Origin of the sequence: Saccharopolyspora phatthalungensis (assembly GCF_014203395.1) — a bacterium.
GTDB classification, from domain to species: domain Bacteria; phylum Actinomycetota; class Actinomycetes; order Mycobacteriales; family Pseudonocardiaceae; genus Saccharopolyspora; species Saccharopolyspora phatthalungensis.
Map to the genome: position 1 here is coordinate 5,822,180 of NZ_JACHIW010000001.1, position 24,035 is coordinate 5,846,214.

22 protein-coding genes and 1 riboswitch are annotated in these 24,035 nt (G+C 69.8%); of the genes, 16 read left to right on the forward strand and 6 right to left on the reverse strand.

From position 1 onward, the window contains the following. Positions 1 to 164 precede the first annotated feature (164 nt). Positions 165 to 890 carry a FadR/GntR family transcriptional regulator gene (locus tag BJ970_RS26575; RefSeq protein WP_184728729.1) on the reverse strand — a complete coding sequence of 242 codons (726 nt, stop codon included), beginning with the start codon at positions 888 to 890 and terminating at the stop codon, positions 165 to 167. Between the two features lie 201 nt (positions 891 to 1,091). On the opposite strand from BJ970_RS26575, the gene BJ970_RS26580 reads away from it, so the two are divergent. From BJ970_RS26580 to dhbC, 3 genes are all read left to right on the forward strand, one after another. Further along, positions 1,092 to 2,540 (forward strand): acyl-CoA synthetase, encoded by a 1,449-nt coding sequence (locus BJ970_RS26580; protein ID WP_184729380.1) that lies wholly within the window; start codon positions 1,092 to 1,094, stop codon positions 2,538 to 2,540. Next, complete coding sequence (locus BJ970_RS26585; protein ID WP_184728730.1) at positions 2,533 to 3,870, forward strand: carboxyl transferase domain-containing protein; 1,338 nt, start codon at positions 2,533 to 2,535, stop codon at positions 3,868 to 3,870. Before BJ970_RS26580 ends, BJ970_RS26585 begins: the two co-directional genes overlap by 8 nt. Before the next feature lie 379 nt (positions 3,871 to 4,249). Next, positions 4,250 to 5,491, forward strand: a complete 1,242-nt coding sequence (gene dhbC / locus BJ970_RS26590; RefSeq protein ID WP_184728731.1) for an isochorismate synthase DhbC — start codon at positions 4,250 to 4,252, stop codon at positions 5,489 to 5,491. Positions 5,492 to 5,659: 168 nt separating this feature from the next. Here the strand turns inward: dhbC and BJ970_RS26595 are convergent, their stop codons facing one another. Continuing rightward, the gene (locus BJ970_RS26595; RefSeq protein ID WP_184728732.1) at positions 5,660 to 7,540 is read right to left on the reverse strand and encodes a propionyl-CoA synthetase; all 1,881 of its coding nucleotides are present in this window, start codon (positions 7,538 to 7,540) and stop codon (positions 5,660 to 5,662) included. 442 nt (positions 7,541 to 7,982) lie between these two features. Here BJ970_RS26595 and BJ970_RS26600 point away from each other — a divergent pair, with 442 nt between their 5' ends. The 12 genes from BJ970_RS26600 (at position 7,983) to BJ970_RS26660 (ending at position 18,330) form a co-directional block, all read left to right on the forward strand. Continuing rightward, positions 7,983 to 8,252 (forward strand): hypothetical protein, encoded by a 270-nt coding sequence (locus BJ970_RS26600; RefSeq protein ID WP_184729430.1) that lies wholly within the window; start codon positions 7,983 to 7,985, stop codon positions 8,250 to 8,252. A gap of 282 nt (positions 8,253 to 8,534) precedes the next feature. Further along, a complete protein-coding gene (clsA, locus tag BJ970_RS26605) occupies positions 8,535 to 9,140 on the forward strand; it encodes a cardiolipin synthase ClsA (RefSeq protein ID WP_221468258.1) in 606 nt (201 codons plus the stop codon). 122 nt (positions 9,141 to 9,262) lie between these two features. Further along, a complete protein-coding gene (gcvH, locus tag BJ970_RS26610; RefSeq protein ID WP_184728734.1) occupies positions 9,263 to 9,649 on the forward strand; it encodes a glycine cleavage system protein GcvH in 387 nt (128 codons plus the stop codon). Between the two features lie 118 nt (positions 9,650 to 9,767). Further along, positions 9,768 to 10,235: a glycogen accumulation regulator GarA gene (garA, locus tag BJ970_RS26615; protein ID WP_184728735.1), complete on the forward strand. Its 468-nt coding sequence runs from the start codon at positions 9,768 to 9,770 to the stop codon at positions 10,233 to 10,235. 393 nt (positions 10,236 to 10,628) lie between these two features. Beyond that, positions 10,629 to 11,105 (forward strand): bifunctional nuclease family protein, encoded by a 477-nt coding sequence (locus BJ970_RS26625; protein WP_184728737.1) that lies wholly within the window; start codon positions 10,629 to 10,631, stop codon positions 11,103 to 11,105. A gap of 238 nt (positions 11,106 to 11,343) precedes the next feature. Beyond that, a complete protein-coding gene (locus BJ970_RS26630) occupies positions 11,344 to 11,916 on the forward strand; it encodes a MerR family transcriptional regulator (protein ID WP_184728738.1) in 573 nt (190 codons plus the stop codon). Positions 11,917 to 12,008: 92 nt separating this feature from the next. Beyond that, positions 12,009 to 12,111, forward strand: a riboswitch (glycine riboswitch). A gap of 174 nt (positions 12,112 to 12,285) precedes the next feature. Beyond that, the gene (gene gcvP, locus BJ970_RS26635; RefSeq protein WP_184728739.1) at positions 12,286 to 15,180 is read left to right on the forward strand and encodes an aminomethyl-transferring glycine dehydrogenase; all 2,895 of its coding nucleotides are present in this window, start codon (positions 12,286 to 12,288) and stop codon (positions 15,178 to 15,180) included. A 155-nt stretch (positions 15,181 to 15,335) separates the two neighbouring features. Further along, positions 15,336 to 15,605, forward strand: coding sequence for a HesB/YadR/YfhF-family protein (locus BJ970_RS26640; RefSeq protein ID WP_184728740.1), 270 nt, complete (start codon positions 15,336 to 15,338; stop codon positions 15,603 to 15,605). A 121-nt stretch (positions 15,606 to 15,726) separates the two neighbouring features. Beyond that, the gene (locus BJ970_RS26645; protein ID WP_184728741.1) at positions 15,727 to 16,455 is read left to right on the forward strand and encodes an energy-coupling factor ABC transporter permease; all 729 of its coding nucleotides are present in this window, start codon (positions 15,727 to 15,729) and stop codon (positions 16,453 to 16,455) included. Next, positions 16,452 to 16,793: a PDGLE domain-containing protein gene (locus BJ970_RS26650; protein WP_184728742.1), complete on the forward strand. Its 342-nt coding sequence runs from the start codon at positions 16,452 to 16,454 to the stop codon at positions 16,791 to 16,793. Before BJ970_RS26645 ends, BJ970_RS26650 begins: the two co-directional genes overlap by 4 nt. A 2-nt stretch (positions 16,794 to 16,795) precedes the next feature. Continuing rightward, the gene (cbiQ, locus tag BJ970_RS26655) at positions 16,796 to 17,563 is read left to right on the forward strand and encodes a cobalt ECF transporter T component CbiQ (RefSeq protein WP_184728743.1); all 768 of its coding nucleotides are present in this window, start codon (positions 16,796 to 16,798) and stop codon (positions 17,561 to 17,563) included. After that, a complete protein-coding gene (locus BJ970_RS26660; protein WP_184728744.1) occupies positions 17,551 to 18,330 on the forward strand; it encodes an energy-coupling factor ABC transporter ATP-binding protein in 780 nt (259 codons plus the stop codon). The genes cbiQ and BJ970_RS26660 overlap by 13 nt, the downstream gene beginning before the upstream one ends. A gap of 134 nt (positions 18,331 to 18,464) precedes the next feature. Here the strand turns inward: BJ970_RS26660 and BJ970_RS26665 are convergent, their stop codons facing one another. From BJ970_RS26665 to BJ970_RS26680, 4 genes are all read right to left on the reverse strand, one after another. Further along, positions 18,465 to 19,040 carry a TIGR03086 family metal-binding protein gene (locus tag BJ970_RS26665; protein ID WP_184728745.1) on the reverse strand — a complete coding sequence of 192 codons (576 nt, stop codon included), beginning with the start codon at positions 19,038 to 19,040 and terminating at the stop codon, positions 18,465 to 18,467. Positions 19,041 to 19,179: 139 nt separating this feature from the next. Next, entirely contained in the window at positions 19,180 to 20,220 is a 1,041-nt protein-coding gene (locus BJ970_RS26670) for a hemolysin family protein (protein ID WP_184728746.1), read from the reverse strand. Further along, complete coding sequence (locus BJ970_RS26675; protein WP_184728747.1) at positions 20,217 to 21,551, reverse strand: hemolysin family protein; 1,335 nt, start codon at positions 21,549 to 21,551, stop codon at positions 20,217 to 20,219. Before BJ970_RS26675 ends, BJ970_RS26670 begins: the two co-directional genes overlap by 4 nt. A gap of 179 nt (positions 21,552 to 21,730) precedes the next feature. Further along, the gene (locus BJ970_RS26680; RefSeq protein WP_184728748.1) at positions 21,731 to 22,294 is read right to left on the reverse strand and encodes a TIGR03086 family metal-binding protein; all 564 of its coding nucleotides are present in this window, start codon (positions 22,292 to 22,294) and stop codon (positions 21,731 to 21,733) included. Positions 22,295 to 22,517: 223 nt separating this feature from the next. On the opposite strand from BJ970_RS26680, the gene BJ970_RS26685 reads away from it, so the two are divergent. Further along, positions 22,518 to 23,993 (forward strand): peptide MFS transporter, encoded by a 1,476-nt coding sequence (locus tag BJ970_RS26685; protein ID WP_312864421.1) that lies wholly within the window; start codon positions 22,518 to 22,520, stop codon positions 23,991 to 23,993. Positions 23,994 to 24,035: the final 42 nt, after the last annotated feature.

A 24,035-nucleotide genomic window follows, 5' to 3' on the forward strand; every position in this document is an offset into this window, starting at 1 on the left:
CCGGCGGCATGCCCGCATCGCGAATCAGGGCGGTCGATCACGTCACATGCTCCGTAGCAGCTGAAACAGGGCTGGCCGAGCTTACCTACCGCCGCTCGTCGCGACCCATCCGGCTGCCCGGCGGCCTTGACCAAAGCCTTGACCGAGTCGATCGACGGCGCGCCTCAATCATCACCGGGTGCGGCGGGTTCGGCGTCGGGGTCCCAGGTGAGCAGCCGGACCCGGCTGACGGTCTGCAGGTGGCGGCGCATCGCGGTGACGGCCGCGCGCGGGTTTTCCGTTCGGATCGCTTCGGCAATGCGTTCGTGCTGGGCGAGCGACTTGCCCGGCCGGTCGGGTTGACGCAGCGATTCCTGCCGGCTCTCGGCGATCTCCGCGGCGATGGTGCTCATGAAGTCGGCCAGCAGGGAGCTGTGCGCGGCGGCGGTGATCGCGGCGTGGAACCGGCGATCGCCTGCACTGCCAAGTTCGCCCTCGGCGATCTCGCGGCGCATGTCCGCCAGCGCCGCGTCGATCTCGGCGAGGTCGGCCTCGGTGCGCCGCTGCGCGGCCAGCTCGGCCAGCTTGGTTTCCAACGCCTCCCGCGCCTCCAGCACGTCCGGCAGGCGCCGCTTGCGCGCCACCAGCTCGGCGACGGGTTCCGCATCCAGCGATGCGCGGCGCAGGTAGGTCCCGCCGCCGTGGCGCACCTCGACGAGGCCCTGCACCTCTAACACCACGATCGCCTGCTTGACCGATGCGCGGCTGACACCGAGCCGCTCGGCGAGTTCCCGCTCCGGCGGCAGCCGGTCGCCCACGCGCAGCCCGCAGTCCGCCACATGCTCCCGCAGCCGCTGCACCACCTGTTCGTACAGGCGCGGGCGGGCGAGCGGGCGTAGCGCTTCGGACACCGGGTTCCTCCAGGCCGGACAGTGGATAGTGATCAGGCTAACACCGACCATGTGGCCGAGTGGATGAGCCAATTTTGCCACACTCTCTTGACGCGGTGTCGCGAACGGCGCAAAAGTGGTCGAGCCAGTGGACCACTTTCGGCTCTCTTCGCCGGGCGTCGTGGGTTCACAGGCGGGACATTGAGAGGCGTGGAGGTGGTCATGGCCGGCGCGGCGCAGGTGCTGTTCCCCAAGTTGCGGAAGCCCGACGAGAAGGAGGCGCTGCGCTTCGGCGTGCACGCGTTGAACTACCGGGATCTGGCGGCGGTGACCGCCGGGATCGCCGAGCGCGTCGGCGCGGCGAGGCGGATCGCGGTGTGGGCGACCGCCACGCCGGAAACCTGCGCGGCCGTCATCGGCGGGCTGAGCGCCGGCGCCGCGGTGGTGCCGATCAACCCCAAGGTGGGGGAGCGGGAACTCGCGCACATCCTCGGCGACAGCAAGCCGGAGCTCCTGCTCGCTCCGCCCGGTTTCCAGCCGCCGGACGGTCTCAGTGACGTGCCGGTGCACGAGGTGGACCTGAGCGTCCGCGGCGGTGAGTTGCCGCCGGAGGCCGAGGACGACGACCCCGCGCTGATCGTCTACACCTCCGGCACCACGGGGCCGCCGAAGGGCGTGGTGCTGCCGCGCCGGGCGATTCGCGCCAACCTCGACGCGCTCGCCGAGGCTTGGGAGTGGACCGAGCGCGACGTGCTGGTGCACGCGCTGCCGCTTTTCCACGTGCACGGGTTGATCCTCGGCACGCTCGGGCCGGTGCGGCTGGGCGGCACGGTCCACCACCTGGGCAGGTTCTCCTCGGCGGCGGTGGCCGAGGAGCTCGCCGGGCCCGCGACGATGATGTTCGGCGTGCCGACCATGTACCACCGGCTGGCCGAGGATGCCGAGCGCGACCCGTGGATCGGCCAATCGGTCGGCAAGGCGCGGCTGCTGGTCTCCGGGTCCGCGGCGCTGCCAGCCGCGGAGCACGAGCGCATCGAGCGGCTGACCGGGTTGCGGGTCGTCGAGCGCTACGGCATGAGCGAGACGATCATGAACTGCGGCGTGCGGGCCGACGGTGACCGGCGACCCGGATACGTGGGCCGCCCGCTCGCCGGGGTCGAGCTCAAGCTCGTCGACGAGCAGGGCGGCGAGATCACGGCCAGCGACGACGAGACGGTCGGCGAGATCCTGGTGCGGGGCACGAACCTGTTCAGCGGTTACCTCAACCGGCCGGACGCCACCGCCGAGGCATTCGCGGACGGCTGGTTCCGCACCGGCGACGTGGCCACCCGCGCGCCGGACGGCTACATCCGGATCGTCGGCCGCAAGGCCACCGACATCATCAAAAGCGGCGGCTACAAGATCGGGGCGGGCGAGATCGAGAACTGCCTGCTCGAACACCCGGCGGTCGCGGAGGTCGCGGTCACCGGCGAGCCCGACGCCGACCTAGGCGAGCGCATCGTTGCCTGGATCGTGCGCGCGCCCGGCCAGCAGGTTGCCGAGCAGGAATTGGCCGACCACGTGGCCCGGCTGCTCACCCCGCACAAGCGACCGCGCGTGGTCCGGTACCTCGATGCGTTGCCGCGCAACGAGATGGGCAAGGTGCAGAAGAAGGCGCTGCGGGATGGCTGAACACACCGCTGCTCGCGGGCTGGTCGAGTCGATCAGCCGGGGGTTCGAGGAGTTCGAGCCCCCGGCCAGGCCGACGGCTGTGGACGGCCCGCTGGGCTGGCCCGGCTACGACGAGCAGCGCGCCCGCACGACCGCCCGGACCGGCGCGGACGAGTCGGTGCTGTGCGGGCGGGGCTGGCTCGGGTCGCGGGAGGCGGTGCTCGTCGTCTTCGACTTCGCCTTCCTCGGTGGCTCGGTCGGCGAGGCGGCCGGGGCGCGCATCGTGGCGGCGTTCGAGCAGGCCCGGGAACTGCGGCTGCCGGTGATCTCCCTGGTGGCCTCGGGCGGCAGCCGGATGCAGGAGGGGATTTGCGCCCTGCGCCAGTTGCAGGCGATCGCGCGGGCCTGCCTACTGACCCGCCGGGACCGGATTCCGCACGTCACGGTGCTGCGCAATCCGACCACCGGCGGCATGTGGGCGGCGCTGGCGGCGGCGGCCGACGTCGTGCTGGCCTCGCCCGGCGCGGCGGTCGCCTTCGGCGGCAGCCGGGTCCGCAGCGCGGCCGACACCGGCGAGGCGTTCCACGCCGAGGGCAAGCTCGCCGACGGCCAGGTGGACCAGATCGTCGGCGACGCCGAATTGCCCGGGGCGCTGGCGGAGCTGGTGTCGTTGCTGCATCCGCAGCGATTCGTCCGTCCGCCGGAGCCGGCCCCGGTCCCGGCCGCGCTGACCAGTGGTGAGCTGCCGGTGACCGGCTGGGACGCGGTGCAGCGGGCGCGATCGGCGGACCGGCCGCGAGCGCAGGCGTACTTGGACGCCTACTTCGCGAGTCGCTTCGAGATCGGCGGCGACCGGGCCGGCGGCCGGGATGACCGGATGATCTGCGGTTTCGGCGACTACGACGGACGCACCGTGGCCTTCGTCGCGCAAACCGGAACGGCGAACACCCCACCCGGGTTCCGCACCGCGGCCCGGCTGATCCGGCTCGCCGACCAGCTCGGCATCCCGGTGCTGACTTTGGTGGACACCCCGGGCGCGGCCAACGACCAAGCGGCCGAACGCGGCGGCATCGGTCCGGCCATCGCGGAGGTGTTCGCCGCGGTCGCCGAAGCGCGGGTGCCGATCACCACGCTGGTCATCGGCGAGGGCGGTTCGGGCGGTGCGCTGGCGCTGACCGCTCCGGAGCGGACCTGGATCACGTCGGACGCGTATTTCGCCGTGATCGCACCGGAGTCCAGCGCGGCGATCCTCAAGCGCGACTCGGCCGAGGCCCCGGAGCTCGCCGGACTGCTGCGCTTGCGGCCGCAAGACCTCCTCGACCTGGGCTTCGTCCAGGGCATCGCCGACTGACCGCGCACCGTCGTAAGCGGTTGTAGCTGCACTGGCCGGTTGGGCTGTACTGGCCGATTGTGTTTGTAATGGCCGATTGTGGAAGTAATGGCGGCCACCAGCGGTCGAGAGACCGCGCATTATTCATCGCCCTCGGTGATCAATGCCACCTTTGGTGGAGTGCCACCTGCGCCCATCCGTGTTTTAAACTCGGGCTCGCCTACAAAGGTTAGGCTAGCCTGAGTTAACAGAAGGGTGCGATGAACCGGACGGGGATCGGCGGCAATGTCGCCATCGTGACAGGCGCAGGCCAGGGTACCGGGGCTGCGGTGACCACCGCGCTCGCCGAGCTCGGCGCTGCGCCACGCTGCGCGCCTGACGTGAACCCGGAAAGGTTGTCATGACCACGTTCGACACCGAAATCGACAGTATTGGCGTCGTCGCCGATGACGCGGCCCGATTACTGGCGGCTTACGAAGCGGGTTCGTCGTTCTTCTTCTCCGCGCCGCACAGCGTGCTGCTGGCTCGCGGGGTGGCCGCGACCGTGCCCAAGACGCATTGCGCGCGCGAGGAACTGCCTCGGCGAGTGTCGGATTTCCTGTACAGCGCAACCGAGTTCGGCCGTCGCAATCCGATAGTGGTCGGCGCCGTCCCGTTCGGCGGGAGCCTGCCCGCGCACCTGGTGATGCCCGAGGAAGTCGTTCGGGCGGCCCCGTTGAACGTCGTGGTACCGCAGGCTCCGCGCAGCCGCGCACCGGACTGCGCGGTGCGCTCGGTGCCCACGCCCGCCGAGTACGAGCGCAGCGTCAGCCGGGTGCTGCGCCGGATGGCCGACGGCGAGCTGAGCAAGGTGGTCCTGGCACGCTCGCTGGAGCTGACCGCCGGCGGACCGGTCGACGTCCGCGGCATGCTCCGAAACCTGGCGCTGGCCGATCCGGCGAGCTACACCTTCGCAGTGGACCTGCCGCGACGTGGCGAGGACGGCACCCGGGACAGCTTCGGCCCGCAGCCGCGGCTGCAGCGCACCTTCCTTGGGGCCAGCCCGGAATTACTGGTGTCCCGGCGCGGCACGCAGGTGCGGTCGAATCCGATGGCCGGTTCCCGGCCGCGCAGCGCCGATCCGGTCGAAGACCGGCGTCTCGCCGCCGAACTGTCCACTTCGGATAAGGATCATCGCGAGCACGCCGCCGTCGTGGACGCGGTGGTGCAGGCACTGCGGCCGTTCTGCGGCAATCTGGGCGTGCCTGCGCCCTCGGTGGTCGGCACCGGCGCCATGTGGCACCTGGCCACCGAGATCACCGGCGAACTCCGGGACCCGGCGACCTCGTCGCTGGAGCTGGCCGACGCGTTGCACCCCACGCCGGCGGTGTGCGGCACGCCGGTGCAGCGGGCCCGCGAGGTCATCGCCGAAACCGAACCGTTCGAGCGGGGCTACTACGCGGGCATGGTCGGCTGGTGCGACGCCGCCGGGGACGGCGAGTGGGTGGTCGCCATCCGCTGCGCCGACATCGAGGCGGACTCGCTGCGGCTGTTCGCGGGCGCGGGCATCCTCGCGGGCTCCGACCCGGCCGACGAACTCGCCGAGAGCGCCGCGAAGTTCCGCACGGCGCTGTCGGCAATGGGCCTGGACCAGGTCGTCTGAGAGATCCCGACCGCACCGCCGTTGTCGACGGCGACCGGCGCATCTCCTACGGGACAACGATTTCAACCGGAACGTCACGATCCCTGGGGGTGGGTGGACCGCGGCTTCAATCGAAGCCGCGGTCCACCCCATTACTTCGGATGATCACCCGTGCGCCGGCGGGGTCGCCTACCAGTCGCCGCGCAGCGCCGGGCGCAGCTTGTCCAGCACCGCCGGGTCCTCGATGGTCGATGGCACCTTGGTGTTCCCGGTATCGGCGATCTCGCGCATCGACTTGCGCAGGATCTTGCCGGAGCGGGTCTTGGGCAGCCCGTCGACGACCGCGACGTCCCGGAACGCCGCCACCGGACCGATCTGCGCACGCACCGCCGCGACCAGCTCGTCCCGAAGCGTCGCCTCGGCGATCTCCACACCCGACTTCAGCACCACGAACCCGCGCGGCACCTGGCCTTTCAGCGCGTCGTGCACGCCGATCACGGCGCACTCGGCGACCGCGGGGTGTGCCGCGAGCACCGCCTCCATCGACCCGGTCGACAACCGGTGCCCGGCGACGTTGATCACATCATCGGTTCGGCCCATCACGAACGCGTAGCCGTCGGCGTCGACAAAGCCGTTGTCGCCGGTGAGGTAGTAGCCGGGAAAACGCGACAGGTAGGACTCGCGAAACCGCTCGTCGTCGCCCCACAGCGTCGGCAGCGTACCCGGCGGCAGCGGCAGCTTGAGGCAGATCGCGCCGTCGGTCCCCGGTGGCAGCGGCTGCCCGGCCTGGTCCAGGACCGCCACGTCGTAGCCGGGCACCGGTACGGTCGGCGACCCGGGCTTGACCGCCATCGGCTCCAGCCCGCGCAGGTTCGCGCAGATCGGCCAGCCCGTCTCGGTCTGCCACCAGTGGTCGATCACCGGCACGCCGAGCCGTTGCGACGCCCAGTGGTAGGTCTCCGGGTCCAGCCGCTCACCGGCCAGGAACAGCGTCCGCAGGCTCGTGATGTCGTGCTTGGCCAGCAGTTCGCCGTCGGGGTCCATCCGCTTGATCGCCCGAAACGCGGTCGGCGCGGTGAACAACGCCTTCACCCGGTGCTCGGCGATGACCCGCCAGAACGCACCGGCGTCCGGCGTGCCGACCGGCTTGCCCTCGTAGACCACCGTGGTCGCACCGGTCAGCAGCGGCGCGTAGACGATATAGGAGTGGCCCACCACCCAGCCGACGTCGGAGGCGGTCCAGAACACGTCGCCGGGCCCGATGTCGTAGATGTTGGCCATCGACCAGCGCAGCGCGACCGCGTGCCCACCGTTGTCGCGCACCACACCCTTGGGGCGCCCGGTGGTGCCCGAGGTGTAGAGGACGTACAGCGGATCGGTGGCCTGGACCGGCACGCAGTCGGCCGGTTGGGCCTGTGCCAGCGCGTCGTGCCAGTCCACATCGCGGGGCCCGAGTTCGGCGCGGGACTGCTCGCGCTGGAAGACGATCACCCGGTCCGGCTGGTGCTCGGTCATCCGCAGCGCTTCGTCGACGATCGGTTTGTACTCGACGATCCGGTTGGGCTCCAGGCCGCACGACGCCGCGACGATCACGGTCGGCCGGGCATCGTCGATCCGCGCCGCCAATTCCTTCGGCGCGAAGCCGCCGAACACCACCGAGTGCACCGCCCCGATGCGGGCGCAGGCCAGCATCGCCACGACGGCCTCGGAGATCATCGGCAGGTAGATCACGACCCGATCGCCCGCCGCCACGCCCTGCGCCCGCAAGGCCCCAGCGAACAACGCGACCCGGTCCAGCAACTCCCGATACGTCCAGCGAAGCACCTCGCCGGTCATCGCCGAGTCCCAGATCAGCGCCGTCTGCTCGCCGCGACCGTCGCGGACGTGCCGGTCCAGCGCGTTGAAACAGGTGTTGAGCACGCCGTCGGAGAACCACCGGAAGAACGGATCAGCGGTTGCGTCCAAGGCCCGCGACGGTGCCTGCTCCCATTCGATCGCGGCCGCCGCGTCGAGCCAGAAACCCCCCGGGTCGGTCAAACTCCGCCGGTAGGCCTCGGCATAGGCACCCATGACCACATACCTCCAACACGCGCCGATGTTGCCTGTGGTCCTACCGCACTACCTTGCGTGACGCCAGGGTCACAGGTCGTTCGAGGCTGCCGCCGTCCGGTGAGCGTCCCGGTCCGCCAGTCGCGGTCGGCGCTGGGATCCCCGGCCCGCACAACTCGCGACGGTGCCGGTTACGCGCAGGCCGATCCGACCCTGACACCGCGAAACACGTTTGTCACAGCCGAAACACGGATGATCGGATGAACGGCAATCGGTCTTCAGCCGCGCCGACAGCCGTGCCCGTGCGGTGTGCAGTTCGGCGACGCAATGTGCCCATTTGTCTCTACAAGGGGGAATCCGCGCGACAGAGCGTATTCGGACGCCCACAATCGAGCCGAGGTCGAAGATCGGGCTAACGCCGGCACGCATCGCGCCGACAAACGAATCGGAGGTGCTACGAACGATGAGCACGGAACCGGCCCTGCATACCCAGGCAACCGCCGCCCAGGCTGCCGCCCCCGAGGCTTCCGCCGCCCGGGTCGAATCCCGCGACGGCTCCTCGGCCGCCGAACTGCCAACCGCGCCATGCAGCGTGGTGTGGAGCGGCGGCCATTCGTATGTGCTTGAGGGTTCCGCCGGGGCCCGCTGGGCGGGCGTCGACGACCGCGGTCGGGCCAGGTTCCTCACCGATGCCGACCTCCTCCGCCGCGGCTGGAGCCGCACGCGTGCCTAGCTCGCAACCGGCGGCCCAGGCGGGCTCCCGCTACGCAGCGTGACCCGATCGACCTGCTCCGCGGCACCCGGCCGCCCAGTGTGTTGTGCGATGAATGTGAGACCCTGATCCAGTAGGGACGCACAGGTTGCGCCCGAAAACGGGGCAAGACGCTCAACCACTCAGGGGAGGCTCGTGGTGCAGGATGCTGAGCGCACCACGGACGACACCACGAGCGGGAGCCGCGGGATGAATCCCGGCCCGGCGGGCGAGGACCCCTCGGCAGGGCGCCCCGATCCCGGCATGGCCCGGATCCGGGAGGCCGCCGCCGGCGTGTGGGCGGATCCTTGGTGGACACTGCCGAACCTGCTTAGCGTGATCCGGCTGGCCGGCGTTCCGGTGTTCCTCTGGCTGTTGCTCGGCCCGAAGGCCGATCTGCTCGCCCTGCTGGTCCTTGTGATCAGCGGCTTGACCGACTGGCTGGACGGCAAGCTCGCCCGCTGGCTCAACCAGTACAGCCGCATCGGCGAACTGCTCGACCCCGCCGCTGACCGCCTCTACATCGTCGCGACCCTGGTCGCCTTCGTGCTGCGCGACGTGGTGCCCTGGTGGGTCGCCGCCGCGCTCATCATCCGCGACGTGGTGCTGACGCTGTGCCTGCCGGTGCTGCGCTGGCACGGCTACGAACCGCCGGACGTGCACTACCTCGGCAAGGCCGCGACCTTCTGCCTGATGTACGCGTTCCCGCTGTTGCTGCTGGTGCAGGAGGACTTCCCGCTGTCCGATGTGGCGCGTCCGATCGCCTACGCCCTGACTTGCTGGGGCGGCGCGCTCTACCTGTGGGCGGGCATCCTCTACCTCGGACAGGTCGTGGCGGCGGTCCACCAGGCACGCTCCAAGTCGGTTTAGCCGAACCGTTGCGGGGTCGCCTTGCGGCCCGCGCGGCATGGTGAATACGCTCGCCGGACCGATCACGCGAACCACCGTGGCCGGTGATCCACAGCACCAGCGGACCAGGAAGGCGGGACCAGGTGACGGCCCCGGACGAGATCAAATACACCGAAGAACACGAGTGGGTTCGGCGCACCGCCGAGGACCGGGTGCGCATCGGGATCACCGACTACGCCCAGCAGCAACTGGGCGACGTGGTGTTCGTTCAGTTGCCGGAGCTTGGTCGGCAGGTCGCCGCCGGTGACCCGATGGGCGAGGTGGAATCGACCAAGAGCGTCTCGGAGATCTACGCCCCGGTGACCGGCGAGGTGGTGGCCCGCAACGAGCAGTTGGAGGACGAGCCCGAGCTGGTCAACTCGGCGCCGCTGGATGACGGCTGGATGGTCGAGCTCAGGCTCGCCGACCCAGCCCAGCTGACGGGCCTGCTCGACGCCGAGGGCTACCGGAAGCTAACCGACCAGGCATGATCGTCGGCCCGTCGGGGCGAGGGAGAAAGATGTCGGGAGTCGCGCGCCCCGTGCCTGTCCCAGCACGGTACGTTGGGCACATACTTGGCACGATCTATCCGCGTAGAGGAGAGCTCAGGTGAGCCAAAACAGCGGCTTCGGCGACGTTCCGCCGGAGCAGTCACCGGAGACCACCTCGGTCTTCAGGCCCTTCCTCTCGGAGCCGGAAAGCACCGAGAGTGCGTCCCCGGAGCCCGCCGCCGCATCCGGGGTCGATGCGCTACCCGCAGGGTCCGCCCTGCTGGTGGTCAAGCGCGGCCCGAACGCGGGATCGCGATTCCTGCTGGACCGGGAGACCACCAGCGCGGGGCGGCACCCGGACAGCGATATCTTCCTCGACGACGTCACGGTTTCCCGTCGGCACGCCGAGTTCCGGCGCGAGGGCAACGACTTCGTGGTCGTCGACGTCGGCAGCCTCAACGGCACCTACGTCAACCGGGAACCGGTGGACACCTCGGTACTGGCCAACGGTGACGAGGTGCAAATCGGGAAGTTTCGACTGGTGTTCCTGACCGGCCCGATCGATGGGGGGCCAGGCGCCCGCTGAGGGCTTCGGAAACGATTTTTCGATCTGCCAGCGGGGCGACGCCGAGGCGGCGTCGCCCCGCTGGCGCGTCAAGGTACTGCGCAGCCGAGATCAACTGCGTCCTCGCGCGGGGAATTTCCCAACGTCGCAACCGGTTTCTCCGTCCCAGTGCCTTCCTCCGCACCGGTTTCACCGGCCGGTGGGCGGTGTATCGTGCTGGGTAATGCTCGATGAGGAGCTCAGCCAGCGGTTCGGGCCAGATGCACCCGGCAGGAAGGCCGCGAATTCGGTGGTCGACCAGACCGCTATCAGGGATGGGCGTGTCCGCCGTATCGCGGGTAGCGTCGGAGGCGTCGGTGCGCGATCCTCGACGGGGATGTCACGCTTCGGCGCGCTGGAGGAGGCGATGTGACGATGAGCAGCGAGATGCGCGTCGTCGGCGTGCGAGTTGAACTACCAGCAAACCAGCCGATTCTGCTGTTGCGCGAGGCGCACGGCGAGCGTTACCTGCCGATCTGGATCGGCTCGGTCGAGGCGACCGCCATCGCACTGGAGCAACAGGGCGTGCGGCCGCAAAGACCCCTGACTCACGACCTGCTGAAGGACGTTATCGGCGCCCTGGGGCGCGACCTGGAACAGGTGCGGATCACCGATCTGCAGGACGGCACCTTCTTCGCCGAGCTGGTGTTCGACGGGGATGTGCGGGTCTCGGCGCGGCCGAGCGATTCGGTGGCGCTGGCGCTGCGCATCGGGGTACCGATCCACGCCGATGAATCGGTGCTGGACGAAGCGGGGCTGGTCATCCCGGACGAGCAGGAAGACGAGGTGGAGAAGTTCCGCGAGTTCCTGGACTCCGTATCGCCGGAGGACTTCCGCGGCGCCGACACCTGATCCTGCCGATCCGCCCGACGAGACATCCCGGCCCCCGCTTGCGCCCGCAGGCGGGGGCCGGGTCGTCCGGGTGTCCGCGCGTCGCGTTGACCTCCCCGCGGGCCGGGCATACCGTCAAGTTACGCGAATTGCTCCGGTGTGATTCGGCCGCTGGGCGGTGTTCGCGGCCTTGGATCGTGATGATTCGGGCGCTGGTGATCGTCGTCGTCGGCTTGGTGCCGGACGAGGGGAGGCAGGCGTGGTCGAGGAAGCACCCAACCGGGATGCTGCCGCGGAGCAGGGCGAGCTGTTCCCCGACGCCTCGCTACCAGATGAGCTGGTCGGCTACCGGGGCCCGGCCGCCTGCCAGATCGCCGGCATCACCTACCGCCAATTGGACTACTGGGCGCGCACCAAGCTGGTCGGCCCGTCCATCCGCAGCGCCGCCGGTTCCGGCTCGCAGCGGCTGTACTCGTTCAAGGACATCCTGGTGCTCAAGGTGGTCAAGCGCCTGCTGGACACCGGGGTGTCGCTGCACAACATCCGGGTCGCGGTGGAGCACCTGCGCAACCGAGGCGTGCAGGACCTGGCGCGGCTCACGCTGTTCAGCGACGGGACGACGGTCTACGAGTGCACCTCTGCCGAGGAGGTGGTCGACCTGTTGCAGGGTGGCCAAGGGGTGTTCGGTATCGCCGTCAGCGGCGCGATGCGCGAGATCAGCGGCACGATCCACGACTTCCCGGCCGAACGGGCCGATGGCGGCGAACTGGCACCGGCGGTCGACGACGAGTTGTCCCGTCGGCGGCGGGACCGACAGGCCGAAACCGGCTGATCCCGGCCCGGTGCCCGACCGGGCGGTGTGCGGCGGGTGACATCGCGGGTCCTATGTGGCCGGCTGATCGGGTAAGCTGCCGCTTACATCGCCGACCCCGTGCGGGAGAGTCCGGCCCCGGCTTCGGCCGCGGTCGGCGCCGAAGGAGCAAGCCTCCCCGTCAACCTCTCAGGCCACCTGGACCGCACGGGCGAGATACCTCTGGAAAGAGGGCGCACCACGGCCGTGGTGCATCCCGCCGACGGTGCAAGCCCGGGCTCCGGGTGAAGCTCTCAGGCGTTCGCTTCGCGGACAGTGACAGAGGGGGAGAGCAGAGCAGCCGCGGCTGCACTGCCGCCCTTTGTTCGCCGCGATGATTGAGGTTTGGCGATGACCGACGTGACCCACGACCGCATCCCACTGGCCGCCCTGGAGCACGGTACGCCGTTCGCCGACCGGCACGTCGGGCCGATGCCGGCCGAGCTGGCCCACATGCTCGACGTGATCGGCGTCGGCTCGTTGGAGGAGCTGGGACAGAGCGCCGTGCCGGACACCATCCGGGAAGGCGACCTGCAACTCGCGCTGCCCGAGCCGGCCACCGAAGCGGAGGCGCTGGCCGAACTGCGCGCGCTGGCGCGCCGCTGCCACCCGCACACCGAGATGATCGGGCTGGGCTACCACGGCACGATCACGCCGCCGGTGATCCGGCGCAACGTGCTGGAGAGCCCCGCCTGGTACACCGCGTACACCCCATACCAGCCGGAGATCTCGCAGGGCCGGCTCGAAGCGCTGCTGAACTTCCAGACGATGGTGGCCGACCTGACCGGGGCACCGGTGGCGAACGCGTCGATGCTCGACGAGTCCACCGCCGCGGCCGAAGGCATGACGCTGGCGCGCCGGGCGGGCCGGTCGAAGTCGCCCCGGTTCGTGGTGGACGCCGACACGCTGCCGCAGACCATCGCGGTGATCGAGACCCGCGCGGAGCCGTTGGGCATCGAGGTCGTCGTCGCCGATCTGTCTCCAGGCGCGCAGGCGCTGCCGGAGGGCGAGTTCTTCGGCGCGCTGGTGTCCTACCCGGGCGCCTCCGGTGCGGTGCGCGACCAGGAGGAAATCATCGCCGAGGCACACCGGCGCGGCGCGAAGGTCGTCGTCGCGGCCGACCTGCTCGCGCTGACGCTGCTGCGTTCGCCCGGCGAGATCGGTGCGGACGTGGTGGTCGGCAGCACGCAGCGCTTCGGCGTGCCGATCGGCTTCGGTGGTCCGCACGCCGGGTTCATGGCCGTGGCCAAGGGACTTGAGCGGCAACTCCCGGGCCGGTTGGTCGGGGTGAGCGTGGATGCCGACGGCAACCAGGCCTACCGGTTGGCGCTGCAGACCCGCGAACAGCACATCCGCCGCGAGAAGGCCACCAGCAACATCTGCACCGCGCAGGTGCTGCTGGCCGTCGTGGCGTCGATGTACGCGGTGTACCACGGCCCGGCCGGGCTTCGGTCGATCGCGACCCGCGCGCACCGGATGGCGGCAGTGCTCGCCGAGCAGTTGCGCCGCGGCGGGATCGAGGTGCTGCACCGGGAGTTCTTCGACACCGTCGTCGCGAAGGTGCCGGGCAAGGCCGATGACGTCGTCGCCTCGGCCCGCCGGGGCGGCATCAACCTCCGCCGGGTGGACGCCGACCATGTCGGCATCAGCTGCGACGAGACCACCACGCGGGCGCACCTGGCGACCGTGTGGCAGGCATTCGGCATCGCGAGCGTCGACATCGACGAGCTCGACGCCGAGACCCCGGACGCGCTGCCGAAGGCGCTGTCCCGCACCTCGGAATACCTCACCCACCCGGTGTTCCACACCCACCGCTCCGAGACCTCGCTGCTGCGCTACCTGCGGCAACTGTCCGACAAGGACATCGCGCTGGACCGCAGCATGATCCCGCTGGGCTCGTGCACGATGAAGCTCAACGCGACGGCCGAGATGGAGCCGATCACCTGGCCCGAGTTCGGTTCGCTGCACCCGTTCGCGCCCGCCCAGGACGCCGAAGGGCTGCTGTCGATCGTCAAGGACCTGGAGACCTGGCTTGCCGAGGTCACCGGCTACGACGCCGTGAGCCTGCAGCCCAACGCTGGCAGCCAGGGCGAATTCGCCGGCCTGCTGGCGATCCAGGCCTACCACCACAGCCGGGGTGCCGCCGACCGGGACGTGTGCCTGATCCCGGCGAGCGCGCACGGCACCAACGCCGCCAGTGCGGTGATGGCCGGGATGCGGGTGGTCGTGGTGCGCTGCGACGACGCCGGCAACATCGACATGACACACCTGCGCGAGGTGGTCACCGAACACGCCGACGACCTCGCCGCGATCATGATCACCTACCCGTCCACGCACGGCGTGTACGAGGACACCGTGCGCGAGGTGTGCGGCCTCGTGCACGATGCGGGCGGCCAGGTCTACGTCGACGGCGCGAACCTCAACGCCCTGATCGGCCTGGCCCGGATGGGCAAGTTCGGTTCCGACGTCTCGCACCTGAACCTGCACAAGACGTTCTGCATCCCGCACGGCGGCGGCGGTCCGGGTGTCGGTCCGATCGGCGTGCGCGAGCACCTGGCGCCGTTCCTGCCGAACCACCCGATGCAGCCGGCGGCCGGACCGGCCACCGGCGTCGGTCCGATCAGCGCCGCCCCGTGGGGCAGCGCCTCGATCCTGCCGATCTCCTGGGCGTACGTGCGGATGATGGGCGCCGACGGTCTGCGCCGCGCGACGCTGACCGCGGTGGCCGCCGCCAACTACGTCGCCCGCCGCCTCAACAGCTACTTCCCGGTGCTCTACGCCGGCAAGGGCGGCTTCGTGGCGCACGAGTGCATCCTCGATCTGCGGCAGATCAGCAAGACCAGCGGCATCACCGTCGACGACGTCGCCAAGCGGCTGGCCGACTACGGCATCCACGCGCCGACGATGTCGTTCCCGGTGGCCGGCACCCTGATGGTCGAGCCGACGGAGAGCGAGAACCTGGCGGAGCTGGACCGCTTCTGCGAGGCGATGATCGCCATCCGGGCCGAGATCGACAAGGTCGTCGCCGGGCAGTGGCCGGCCGACGACAACCCGCTCGTGCACGCCCCGCACACGGCGGCCTCGCTGGCCAAGGACTGGGACCACGCTTACTCCCGTGCGGAAGCGGCCTACCCGTTGGGCACCGATGTGGTGAAGGTGTGGCCGCCGGTGCGGCGCATCGACGGTGCGCGTGGCGACCGCAATTTGGTCTGCTCCTGCCCGCCGCTGGACGCCTACCAGGTGTGACCGCCCGCAGCGCCCCCGGCCCTTAGTTGCGGCTGGGGGCGTTGTGGTGCTCGGGGCAGATGCGACACGCCGATCAGGTTTCGGTTTGCGCCCGGGCTGGACCGGATGACACGGTGGCCCCTTCATCTGAAAAGCTCCGAGAGGGAGTGGAGCACATGCTCACGATCAGTGAGAGCGCCGTGGAGGTCATCAAGCTTGTCCTCGTCGGCGGCGACTCTCCGGAAGGTTCGGGCCTGCGCATTGCGCCGGCCGACGAAGGGCTGCAGGCGTCGATCACCGACCAGCCACAGGAGGGCGACGAGGTGATCGAGGAATCCGGCGTTCGGGTGTTTCTCGAACCGCAGGTCGCGACGCTGCTCGGCGACAAGGTGCTGGACGCCGAACGGGACGCCAACGGAGAGCTGGCGCTGGCCGTCCGCGACTAATCGAACGACTTGAACCGTCGGCCCGGGAATTTTGTCCGGGCCGACGGTTTTTTCTCGCCGAACTGCGATCTAGACCTCCTGCCAACTACTGGTGATAACGGCATTGCGGCAACTACCCTCGATGCGCAGCTGTTCCGGCCAGGAGGGGGAACGCGACGTGCCGACCACCACGCTCGCCATGCACATGAGTGACGGGCTGCTCAGCGCACCGACGGCGCTGCTCTTCGCGGTCGTGGCGATCGCCGGGCTGGCCGTCGCGCTGGCCAACGCGCGGGCCGACCTCGATGACCGAACGGCGCCGATGGCAGGGCTCGTTGCCGCGTTCGTCTTCGCCGTTCAGATGATCAACTTTCCGGTACTGCCCGGTGTCAGCGGCCACCTGCTCGGCGGGGCGCTGGCGGCGATCCTGGCCGGGCCGTGGGTCGGCGCTCTGTGCGTGGCGATCGTGCTGGTCGTGCAGGCGCTGCTGTTCGCCGACGGCGGGCTGACCATGCTCGGCGCGAACATCACCAACATGGCGCTGATCGGCACCGCCATCGGCTACCTGGTGGCGCTCGCGTTACGCCGTTACGCATCGCGCAGCCGGGCCGGGCTGCTGGTGACGGCCTTCGTCGCGGCCTGGGTGAACACCGTGGCCGCCTCCTGCGGCTTCGTCCTCGAATACGCCATCGGCGGTGCCGCGGGCTACGGCACCGGCACCGCCGCGCTCGCGGTCGTCGGGGTGCACTGCCTGATCGGCATCGGCGAGGGCGTGATCACAGCTGTCACAGTGGGTGCCGTCGCCGCCGCCCGACCAGACCTGATCCACCTGCTGCGCACCGGGAAGCAAGCTAAGGAGGCCGTTCGATGAGCGTCCCGCGTCGGCGTTTCCTGCTGGTGTTCGGGCTGTTCGTCCTCGTCATCGCGGGCGGAGTGGCCTATTTCGCGGATTCCGCCCCGGATGGCCTGGACTCGGTGACCCAGCGCGGTTGCACCGTGGTCCAGACAGCGCAGGGCGAGCGGTTGGAAGGCCACTGCATCGCGCAGAACGTCACGAAACACGTGTTTTCCGGGGGGCCGCTGGCCGACTACACCGTCGGCGGCGATGACCGCTGGACCGGTCTGGCCGGCGTTATCGGGGCGGCCGTCACGCTTGGGGCCGCCGGCGGCTTGTTCTGGGGCCTGCGCCGCCGGACCGGAGGCGAGTAACGGTGGGCGCCGGTCACGCCAGTGCGCTGCACCTGCCCGGTGATTCGGTATTGCACCGCCTGCCGCCCGAGGTCAAGATCGTGGCCGCTTTCCTGCTGGTGCTGTGCGTGGTCGCGACGCCGCGCGAGGTCTTCTGGGCGTTCGCCGGGTATGCCGTCCTGCTGATCGGGTTGGCGCTGGTGGCCCGGATTCCGCCGCGCTGGCTGACCAGCCGGCTGCTGATCGAGGTGCCGTTCGTGGTGCTCGCGCTGGTGCTGCCGTTCACCGCGGGCGGCGCGACCACCGAGGTAGCGGGGCTGGCGCTGTCCACCGAGGGGCTGCTGGCGGGCTGGAACATCCTGGTCAAGGGCACGCTCGGCCTGGCCGCGTCGCTGCTGCTGGCAGCCACGACCGCGCCCCGGGAGATCGTGGTCGGCTTGCAGCGCCTGCGGGCGCCGCGGCTGCTGATCACGATCATCACGCTAATGTTGCGCTACGCGGAGGTGATCGTCGACGAGGCCAAGCGGATGCGGATCGCGCGCATCTGCCGAGGCCACGATCCGCGGTTCCTGTGGCAGGTCGGCGCGACCGCACGCGGGATCGGAACCCTGTTCATCCGGTCCTACGAGCGTGGCGAACGCGTGCACCTGGCGATGGTCTCGCGGGGTTGGAGCGGTGCGATGCCCGAACTCGGCGAGTCGCGCCGAACGTCCTCGGCGGCATGGTGGCTGGGCATGGCCCCGCCTGCGGTCGCAGCAGTCGTCCTGGGAGTGGCCTTGTGGACTGTCTGAGCGAACCACTGCCCGAGCGCACCGCCGCGCCGGAGTCGGTCCCGGCGCTGGCGGCGTTCGGGCTGGCCTTCCGCTACCCGGACGGCCATCGCGCGCTGGCCGGCGTCGACCTGCGTGTCGAACGCGGCGAGCGGGTGGCGGTGCTCGGCCCCAACGGCGCGGGGAAGACCACCATGACGTTGCACCTCAACGGCGTGCTGCGAGCCGAGTCGGGGCGCATCGAGGTGGGCGGGCTGCCGGTGGATTCGCGGAATCTGAAGGAGATCCGCCGCCGCGTCGGGTTGGTGTTCCAGGACCCCGACGACCAGTTGTTCATGCCGACGGTCCGCGAGGACGTCGCGTTCGGCCCGGCGAACTTCGGGGTGCGTGGTGCGGAGTTGGAAGAACGCGTCCAGTCGGCGCTCGACGCGGTGGGCATGGCCGAGCATGCGCACCGCTCGCCGCTGCATCTCTCCGGTGGCCAGCGCAAACGGGTCGCGCTGGCCGCGGTGCTCGCCTGCCGACCGGAGTTGCTGGTGCTGGACGAGCCGTCGTCGAACCTCGAACCGGTGGCGCGGCGCGAACTCGCCGAGGTGCTGCTGGCGTGGGGCGGCACGATGCTGATGGTCACCCACGATCTTCCGTACGCGTTGCAACTGTGCCCGCGCAGCGTGCTGATCGACAACGGCACGGTGGTCGCCGACGGCCCCACCGCAGAGTTGCTGGCCGATGCCGAGCTACTCGCCGCGCACCGCCTCGAACTCCCTTTCGGCTTCCGGGTTCCTTGACCCGTCGCGGCGTGCGAGCGATTCCCTTGTCGCTGCGAGGCACCGGGGAGAGAGAAACCATTCGCCGTCCGCCGGGGTCGTCCCGGCGGACGGCTGTGGTGGAGCACGGCCCTGGAACGTGCGGGACTGGCGAGTCAGGCGGCCTGCCAGTCGGGGTTCCGGCCGGTGAGCCCGATCGTCCGGTCCAGCGCGGGGGCGTCGGCGGGCACTTCGACCGGTGGACCGAACAGCCCTCCCTCGGCCGCCGAACGCGAAACGAACTCCAGGTTCGCGGCCACTGTTTCCGGGTCGCAGCGGAACGGTTGCCCGGACGCCTTGGCGACGTCCCAGCCGTGTACCACCAGCTCGTTCATCGCCACCTTGCCTGCGATCTCGCCGGGCAGGTCGATCCCGCCGACCCGGGTCATGCCTTCCCACGCCGCGGGCTGCTGCCACGCCTCGGCAAGCGCAGCCAGTTGCTGGGGGATGCGGGTGCGCCAGTCGTCGGGCAGCCGGGCAGCGTCGCCGGACGGGCCCTGTGACGTGATCCCGCCGAGGTCTTTGCGGGCCGCGTCGGCGAAGGCCAGCGTCAGACCGCCGACGTGGTCGATCAGATCGCCCAGGGTGTACTCGGCACACGGCGTCGGGGCGGTGAGCTGTTCGTCGGGGATGTTCTCCAGCAGGCTCGCCAGCTGGCGTGCGGCGGGCCCGAGGTCGGGCAGCGCGGTCATCGACGGCTCCTTCGTGTGCGGCTGCTTCCGCCTGAATAGACCCGTTCTGCCGCCGATTCTCATCGGCCGCCCGGCCCGATGTGCACCGGCGACGGCGATTTCAAGGGAAATTGGCGGACCTCGGGGGCAGTGGCCCGTGTTAGTTGACGTGGGTGGTGTCGCGGACGGTGCCGACGTATTCCTCGACGAGGTCTTCGAGGGCGACCACGCCGATGGGGGTGCCGTGGGTGTCGGTGGCGGCGGCGAGGTGGCTTCCGGCGCGGCGGAGTGTGGTCAGGGCGTGGTCGAGGCGGGCATGGGCGGCCACGGTGGGCAGGGGGCGGATGCGGGTGGGGGCGATGGGGGTGGCGGGGTCGTGTCCGGCTTGGTCGAGGACGTCTTTGATGTGCAGGTAGCCGTGCAGGGTGCCGTCGTGGTGCCGGAGGGGGAACCGGGAGAAGCCGGTGCCGGCCACGGCGCGTTCGACATCGCCCAGGGTGGGGCGGGCGGGCAGGGTGGTCAACTCGGGCAGGGCGACGAGCACGTCGGCCACGGTGTGCTCGGCCGAGGACAGGGTCTGGGCCAGCCTGCGGTGTTCGGCGTGTTCGAGCAGGCCTTCGCGGCGGGATTCCACCAGCAGTTCGGCCAGCTCGCTGGAGGTGTAGGCGGTGTCGAGTTCGTCTTTGGGAGTGATCCGCAGCAGCCGCAGCACGGTGTTGGCCATCAGGTTGAACAACGCGATCAGAGGCCGGGCCAGGGTGACGAAGCCCACCAGCGGGGGCACCAGCCACAGCGCGAGGCGTTCGGGTTCGGCGATGGCCAGGTTTTTGGGCACCATTTCCCCGACGAGCACGTGCAGCACGACTACCAGCGCCAGCGCGAGGGTGAAGGCCACGGCGTGGGTGACCGGCTCGGGCACGCCCAGGGCGGCGAACGGGGCCTGCAGCTGGTGGGCCACGGCCGGTTCACCCAGCCGTCCCAGGCCCAGGGAGCACAGCGTGATGCCCAGCTGGGCGCTGGTCAGCATCAGCGAGCCTTCCTGGCTGGCCTTGATCACCACCCGGGCCCGGGTGGTGCCCTGGGCCAGCAGCGCTTCCAGCCGATCTCGCCGCGAGGACAGCAGGGAGAACTCCGCGCCCACGAAGAAAGCGTTGAGCAGCAGCAGCACCACAGCGAGCAAAATCGCGAGACCGTCGCTCATCGGGTCACCTCGGCGGGATCGCTGGCAGGGGTGTCCTCCAGGCGCAGCTCGGCGATGCGGTGGCGGTCCATCCGGGTCACCGTCAGCACCTGCTCACCCACACTGAGGTGATCATCGGGCTCGGGGATGCGGCCGAGCTGGGCCAGCACGAACCCGGCGACGGTCTCGTAGTCGCCCTCGGGCAGCCCGACCCCGGTGGCCTCGGCCAGCTCGTCCGGGCGCAGCAGCCCGGAGATGATCCAGGTGCCCTCCCCGGTCCGGCGCACCGCGGGAATCTCCCGGCGGTCGTGTTCGTCACGGACGTCGCCGATGATCTCCTCGACGACGTCTTCCAGGGTCACGATGCCTGCGGTCCCGCCGTACTCATCGACCACAACTGCCAGCTGCAGCCCCGAACCGCGCAGCGTGTTCAGCAGCGCGTCCCCGTCCAGCGTGGCCGGCACCGTGGGAACCGGACGCGCCAGCGACCCGACCGGGGTGGACCTGCGGGCGGACGCAGGAACACCGAAAGCCTGCTTGACATGGACCACCCCGTGCACCTGATCCAGATCATCGCCCTGCACCGGAAACCGGGAAAACCCGCTCCGGCGGGCCAGATCCAGCAGATCGACCACGCTGTCGTCGGCCGACAGCGATTCCACCCGCACCCGCGGGGTCATCAGCTCCTCGGCGCTGCGGTCGCCGAACCGCAACGACCGGTCCATCAACTCCGCGGTGGCCTCATCCAGCGTGCCCTGCTCGGCACTGGACCGCACGATCGAGCCCAACTCCTCGGGCGACCGCGCCGACCGCAACTCCTCCTGCGGCTGGATCCCGAACCGGCGCACCACCCAGTTGGCGCTGTTGTTCATCCCATCGATCAACCACCGGAACACCCGCGAGAACCCCGCGTGATACCCCGAGACGGCCCGCGCGGTCGGCAGCGGCCGCGCGATCGCGAGGTTCTTGGGCACCATCTCACCGAAGACCATCGACAACGTCGTGGCCAGCAACAGCGCCGCGGCCAACGACACCGCCTCGGCCGCGTCACCGGCCAACCCCACCCCAGTCAGCAGCGGCTGGATCAGATCACCGATCAAGGGCTCGGCCACATACCCGGTCACCAACGTGGTCAACGTGATCGCGACCTGAGCACCGGAAAGCTGGAACGACAACGTCCGGTGCGCCCGCTGCACCGCCCTGGCCCGCCGGTCACCCACCCGGCGCGCATGAGCATCGACGGTGCTGCGCTCCAGAGACGTCAGGGAGAACTCCGCCGCGACCGCCAGACCTGTGCCCAGCGTGAGAACACCCACGAACACCAGGCCCAGCACGGCCCACAAGACATCCATTACCGGCCACCCCGCCCTGGGACACCGGCCATCAGCAACGGAAAGCCGGGACTAACTCCCGGCCCGGTACTGCCATCAGGGGATTGTGCCGCAGGCACCGAAAAACTCACTCCTCGACGGAAAACGGAGAAATACGACGCGAGTATACCGTGATCGCCGGTGCTGCCGCGGCGCCGACATCATCGCGATCGTCCGAGCAGCGCGAGCAGTTTGGTCTGTTCGTCGGCATCGGCCGCCACCGGTCGCGGCGGGGCGAAGATCCCCATCCCCTCCCAGGCGGTGATCTGCGGGGCGAACACGGTGTGCACCGCCGCCACCAGCGCCGGGTCCAGCCGGTCGTCGGCGCCGATGGCGCGGGCCAGGTCCCAGGCGTGTACGGCCAGGTCCAGGGTCATCTGCCAGCCGTAGTCCTCGGTCGGGATCACTCCGCCGGTGACGTTCACCTCGCCGCTGGTCGCCGCCGGCTCGTCCCACGCCCGCCGGGCCGCCGCGGCGGCCTCGCGCCATGCCCCAACCGGATCCGCGCCGAGCACGTCACCGTCGAATCTGTCGCCGACCTCGTCCAGCGTGGCGCCATCGAGCAGCCAGGGCGCCCACAGCTGCTCGAACACCAGGTGGTTGAGCAGATCCCGCACGCTCCAGTCCGTGCATGGCGTCGGAGCGTCCCACTGCTCAGTGCCGATGCGACCCACCCGATCGTCGAACTCCGACATTGCCCTGCGGTGCGCGTCCAACAGTTGCATGATTCCTCCTGGCGTCCATTGTGAATTCCGTCACTGGGGTGTCTGCGGTGACGGCGAAATCCCTGGCCATGCGTCCAGTGTGGCCGGTTCGAGGCGCGGGTGCGGTCCCGCGTCGCGGCGGGTTTACGCCTCGCTGGTCTAATCCACTTGCCGGAGACGTAGCCTGCCGCCGGTCTTTCGAGCGGCTACCGCCGCCTGGTCACTGATACGAGAGGACGTGATCGTGCGTACATCCACGGTTGCGGACGCACCGCAGCAGGGGTTCTTCGGACATCCCCGTGGTTTGCTGACGCTGTTCTTCACCGAGATGTGGGAGCGGTTCTCCTACTACGGCATGCGCGCGATCCTCGGGTACTACCTGTACTTCGCGGTCGCCGAGGGCGGCCTGGGCATCCCCGAGTCGACGGCGCTGTCAGTGGTCGGGGTCTACGGCGCCTCGGTCTACATGACGGGCATCCTGGGCGGTTGGCTGGCAGACCGGGTGATGGGCGCCCAGTGGGCGGTGTTCTACGGTGGCTGCGTGATCATGCTGGGTCACATCAGCCTGGCCCTGCCCGGCGGTATCAGCACCGTGACCCTCGGACTGGTGCTGCTGGTGATCGGCACCGGCCTGCTGAAGCCGAACATCTCGGGTCTCGTGGGCAGCCTCTACGGCGAGCACGACACGCGCCGCGACGCCGGTTTCTCGATCTACTACATGGGCATCAACCTCGGCGCGTTCGTCGCCCCGTTCGTCGCCGGCACGCTCGGCGAGAAGGTTAGCTGGCACCTCGGCTTCGGTGCCGCCGCCGTGGGTATGGCCTTCGGCGTGATCCAGTTCATGCTTGGGCGCAAAAACCTCGGCTCGGCCGGGTCGCTGCCGGTCAACCCGTTGCCCGCCGGGCACAAGGGCCGGGTGCTGGGGCGGGTCGGCGGCATCGCCCTGTTGTTCGTCGCGGTTCTGGTCGGTTTGTCGGTGACCGGCGTGATGGGGCTGGGCGGCCTGGTCAACGTGATCAGCGTGATCTCCGCGCTGCTCCCGATCGTGTACTTCGCGGTGATGCTCTCCAGCAAGCAGATCACCAAGATCGAGCGCGACCGGCTGATCGCCTATATCCCGCTGTTCCTGGCGACCGCGCTGTTCTTCCTGCTGTTCGAGCAGCAGCCGAACACGCTGGCCAACCTGGCCGAGGCGGACACCGACCTGGATATCTTCGGGTTCGTAATCCCGGCGTCGTGGTTCCAGTCCATCAACCCGCTGGCGATCATCGCGCTGGCGCCGGTGATGGCCGCGCTGTGGATGAGGCTCGGCGAGCGGCAGCCGTCCACCCCGCAGAAGTTCGTCGGCGGGCTGTTCTTCGTGGGCGTCGCGTTCCTGTGGGCGGTGCTGTCGAAGGCTGTCGTCGGCGACGGCAAGCAGCTGCCGATCATGCTGGCGTTGGTGTTCGTGATCATGACCGTCGGCGAGCTGATGCTCTCGCCGGTCGGCCTGTCGGCGAGCACCAAGCTCGCACCGAAGGTCTTCGCCTCCCAGACGATGGGCCTGTACTTCCTGGCCATCGCGATGGGGCAGGGCCTGGGCGCGCAGGTGGTGAAGCTGTATTCGGTGCAGAACCAGCAGAGCTATTTCGGCCTTGTCGGCGCGGCCACGATCGGTTGCGCGATCCTGCTGCTGATGGCTTCGAAGAGCATCAAGCGCTACATGCATGGCGTCAACTGACGTGACAAGGCCGGTCCCGGCGATCCCGGGACCGGCCTCTCG

Bases quoted from the DNA above. Each gene is read 5' to 3' on its own strand.
- clsA (WP_221468258.1), top strand. From the start codon at position 8,535: ATGGCCCGGATCCGGGAGGCCGCCGCCGGCGTGTGGGCGGATCCTTGG.
- BJ970_RS26580 (WP_184729380.1), top strand. From the start codon at position 1,092: ATGGCCGGCGCGGCGCAGGTGCTGTTCCCCAAGTTGCGGAAGCCCGAC.
- BJ970_RS26665 (WP_184728745.1), bottom strand. From the start codon at position 19,040: ATGACCGCGCTGCCCGACCTCGGGCCCGCCGCACGCCAGCTGGCGAGC.
- BJ970_RS26680 (WP_184728748.1), bottom strand. From the start codon at position 22,294: ATGCAACTGTTGGACGCGCACCGCAGGGCAATGTCGGAGTTCGACGAT.
- BJ970_RS26670 (WP_184728746.1), bottom strand. From the start codon at position 20,220: ATGAGCGACGGTCTCGCGATTTTGCTCGCTGTGGTGCTGCTGCTGCTC.
- BJ970_RS26625 (WP_184728737.1), top strand. From the start codon at position 10,629: ATGAGCAGCGAGATGCGCGTCGTCGGCGTGCGAGTTGAACTACCAGCA.
- BJ970_RS26600 (WP_184729430.1), top strand. From the start codon at position 7,983: ATGAGCACGGAACCGGCCCTGCATACCCAGGCAACCGCCGCCCAGGCT.
- BJ970_RS26650 (WP_184728742.1), top strand. From the start codon at position 16,452: ATGAGCGTCCCGCGTCGGCGTTTCCTGCTGGTGTTCGGGCTGTTCGTC.
- BJ970_RS26645 (WP_184728741.1), top strand. From the start codon at position 15,727: ATGCGCAGCTGTTCCGGCCAGGAGGGGGAACGCGACGTGCCGACCACC.
- BJ970_RS26640 (WP_184728740.1), top strand. From the start codon at position 15,336: ATGCTCACGATCAGTGAGAGCGCCGTGGAGGTCATCAAGCTTGTCCTC.
- BJ970_RS26585 (WP_184728730.1), top strand. From the start codon at position 2,533: ATGGCTGAACACACCGCTGCTCGCGGGCTGGTCGAGTCGATCAGCCGG.
- BJ970_RS26595 (WP_184728732.1), bottom strand. From the start codon at position 7,540: ATGGGTGCCTATGCCGAGGCCTACCGGCGGAGTTTGACCGACCCGGGG.
- dhbC (WP_184728731.1), top strand. From the start codon at position 4,250: ATGACCACGTTCGACACCGAAATCGACAGTATTGGCGTCGTCGCCGAT.
- gcvP (WP_184728739.1), top strand. From the start codon at position 12,286: ATGACCGACGTGACCCACGACCGCATCCCACTGGCCGCCCTGGAGCAC.
- BJ970_RS26675 (WP_184728747.1), bottom strand. From the start codon at position 21,551: ATGGATGTCTTGTGGGCCGTGCTGGGCCTGGTGTTCGTGGGTGTTCTC.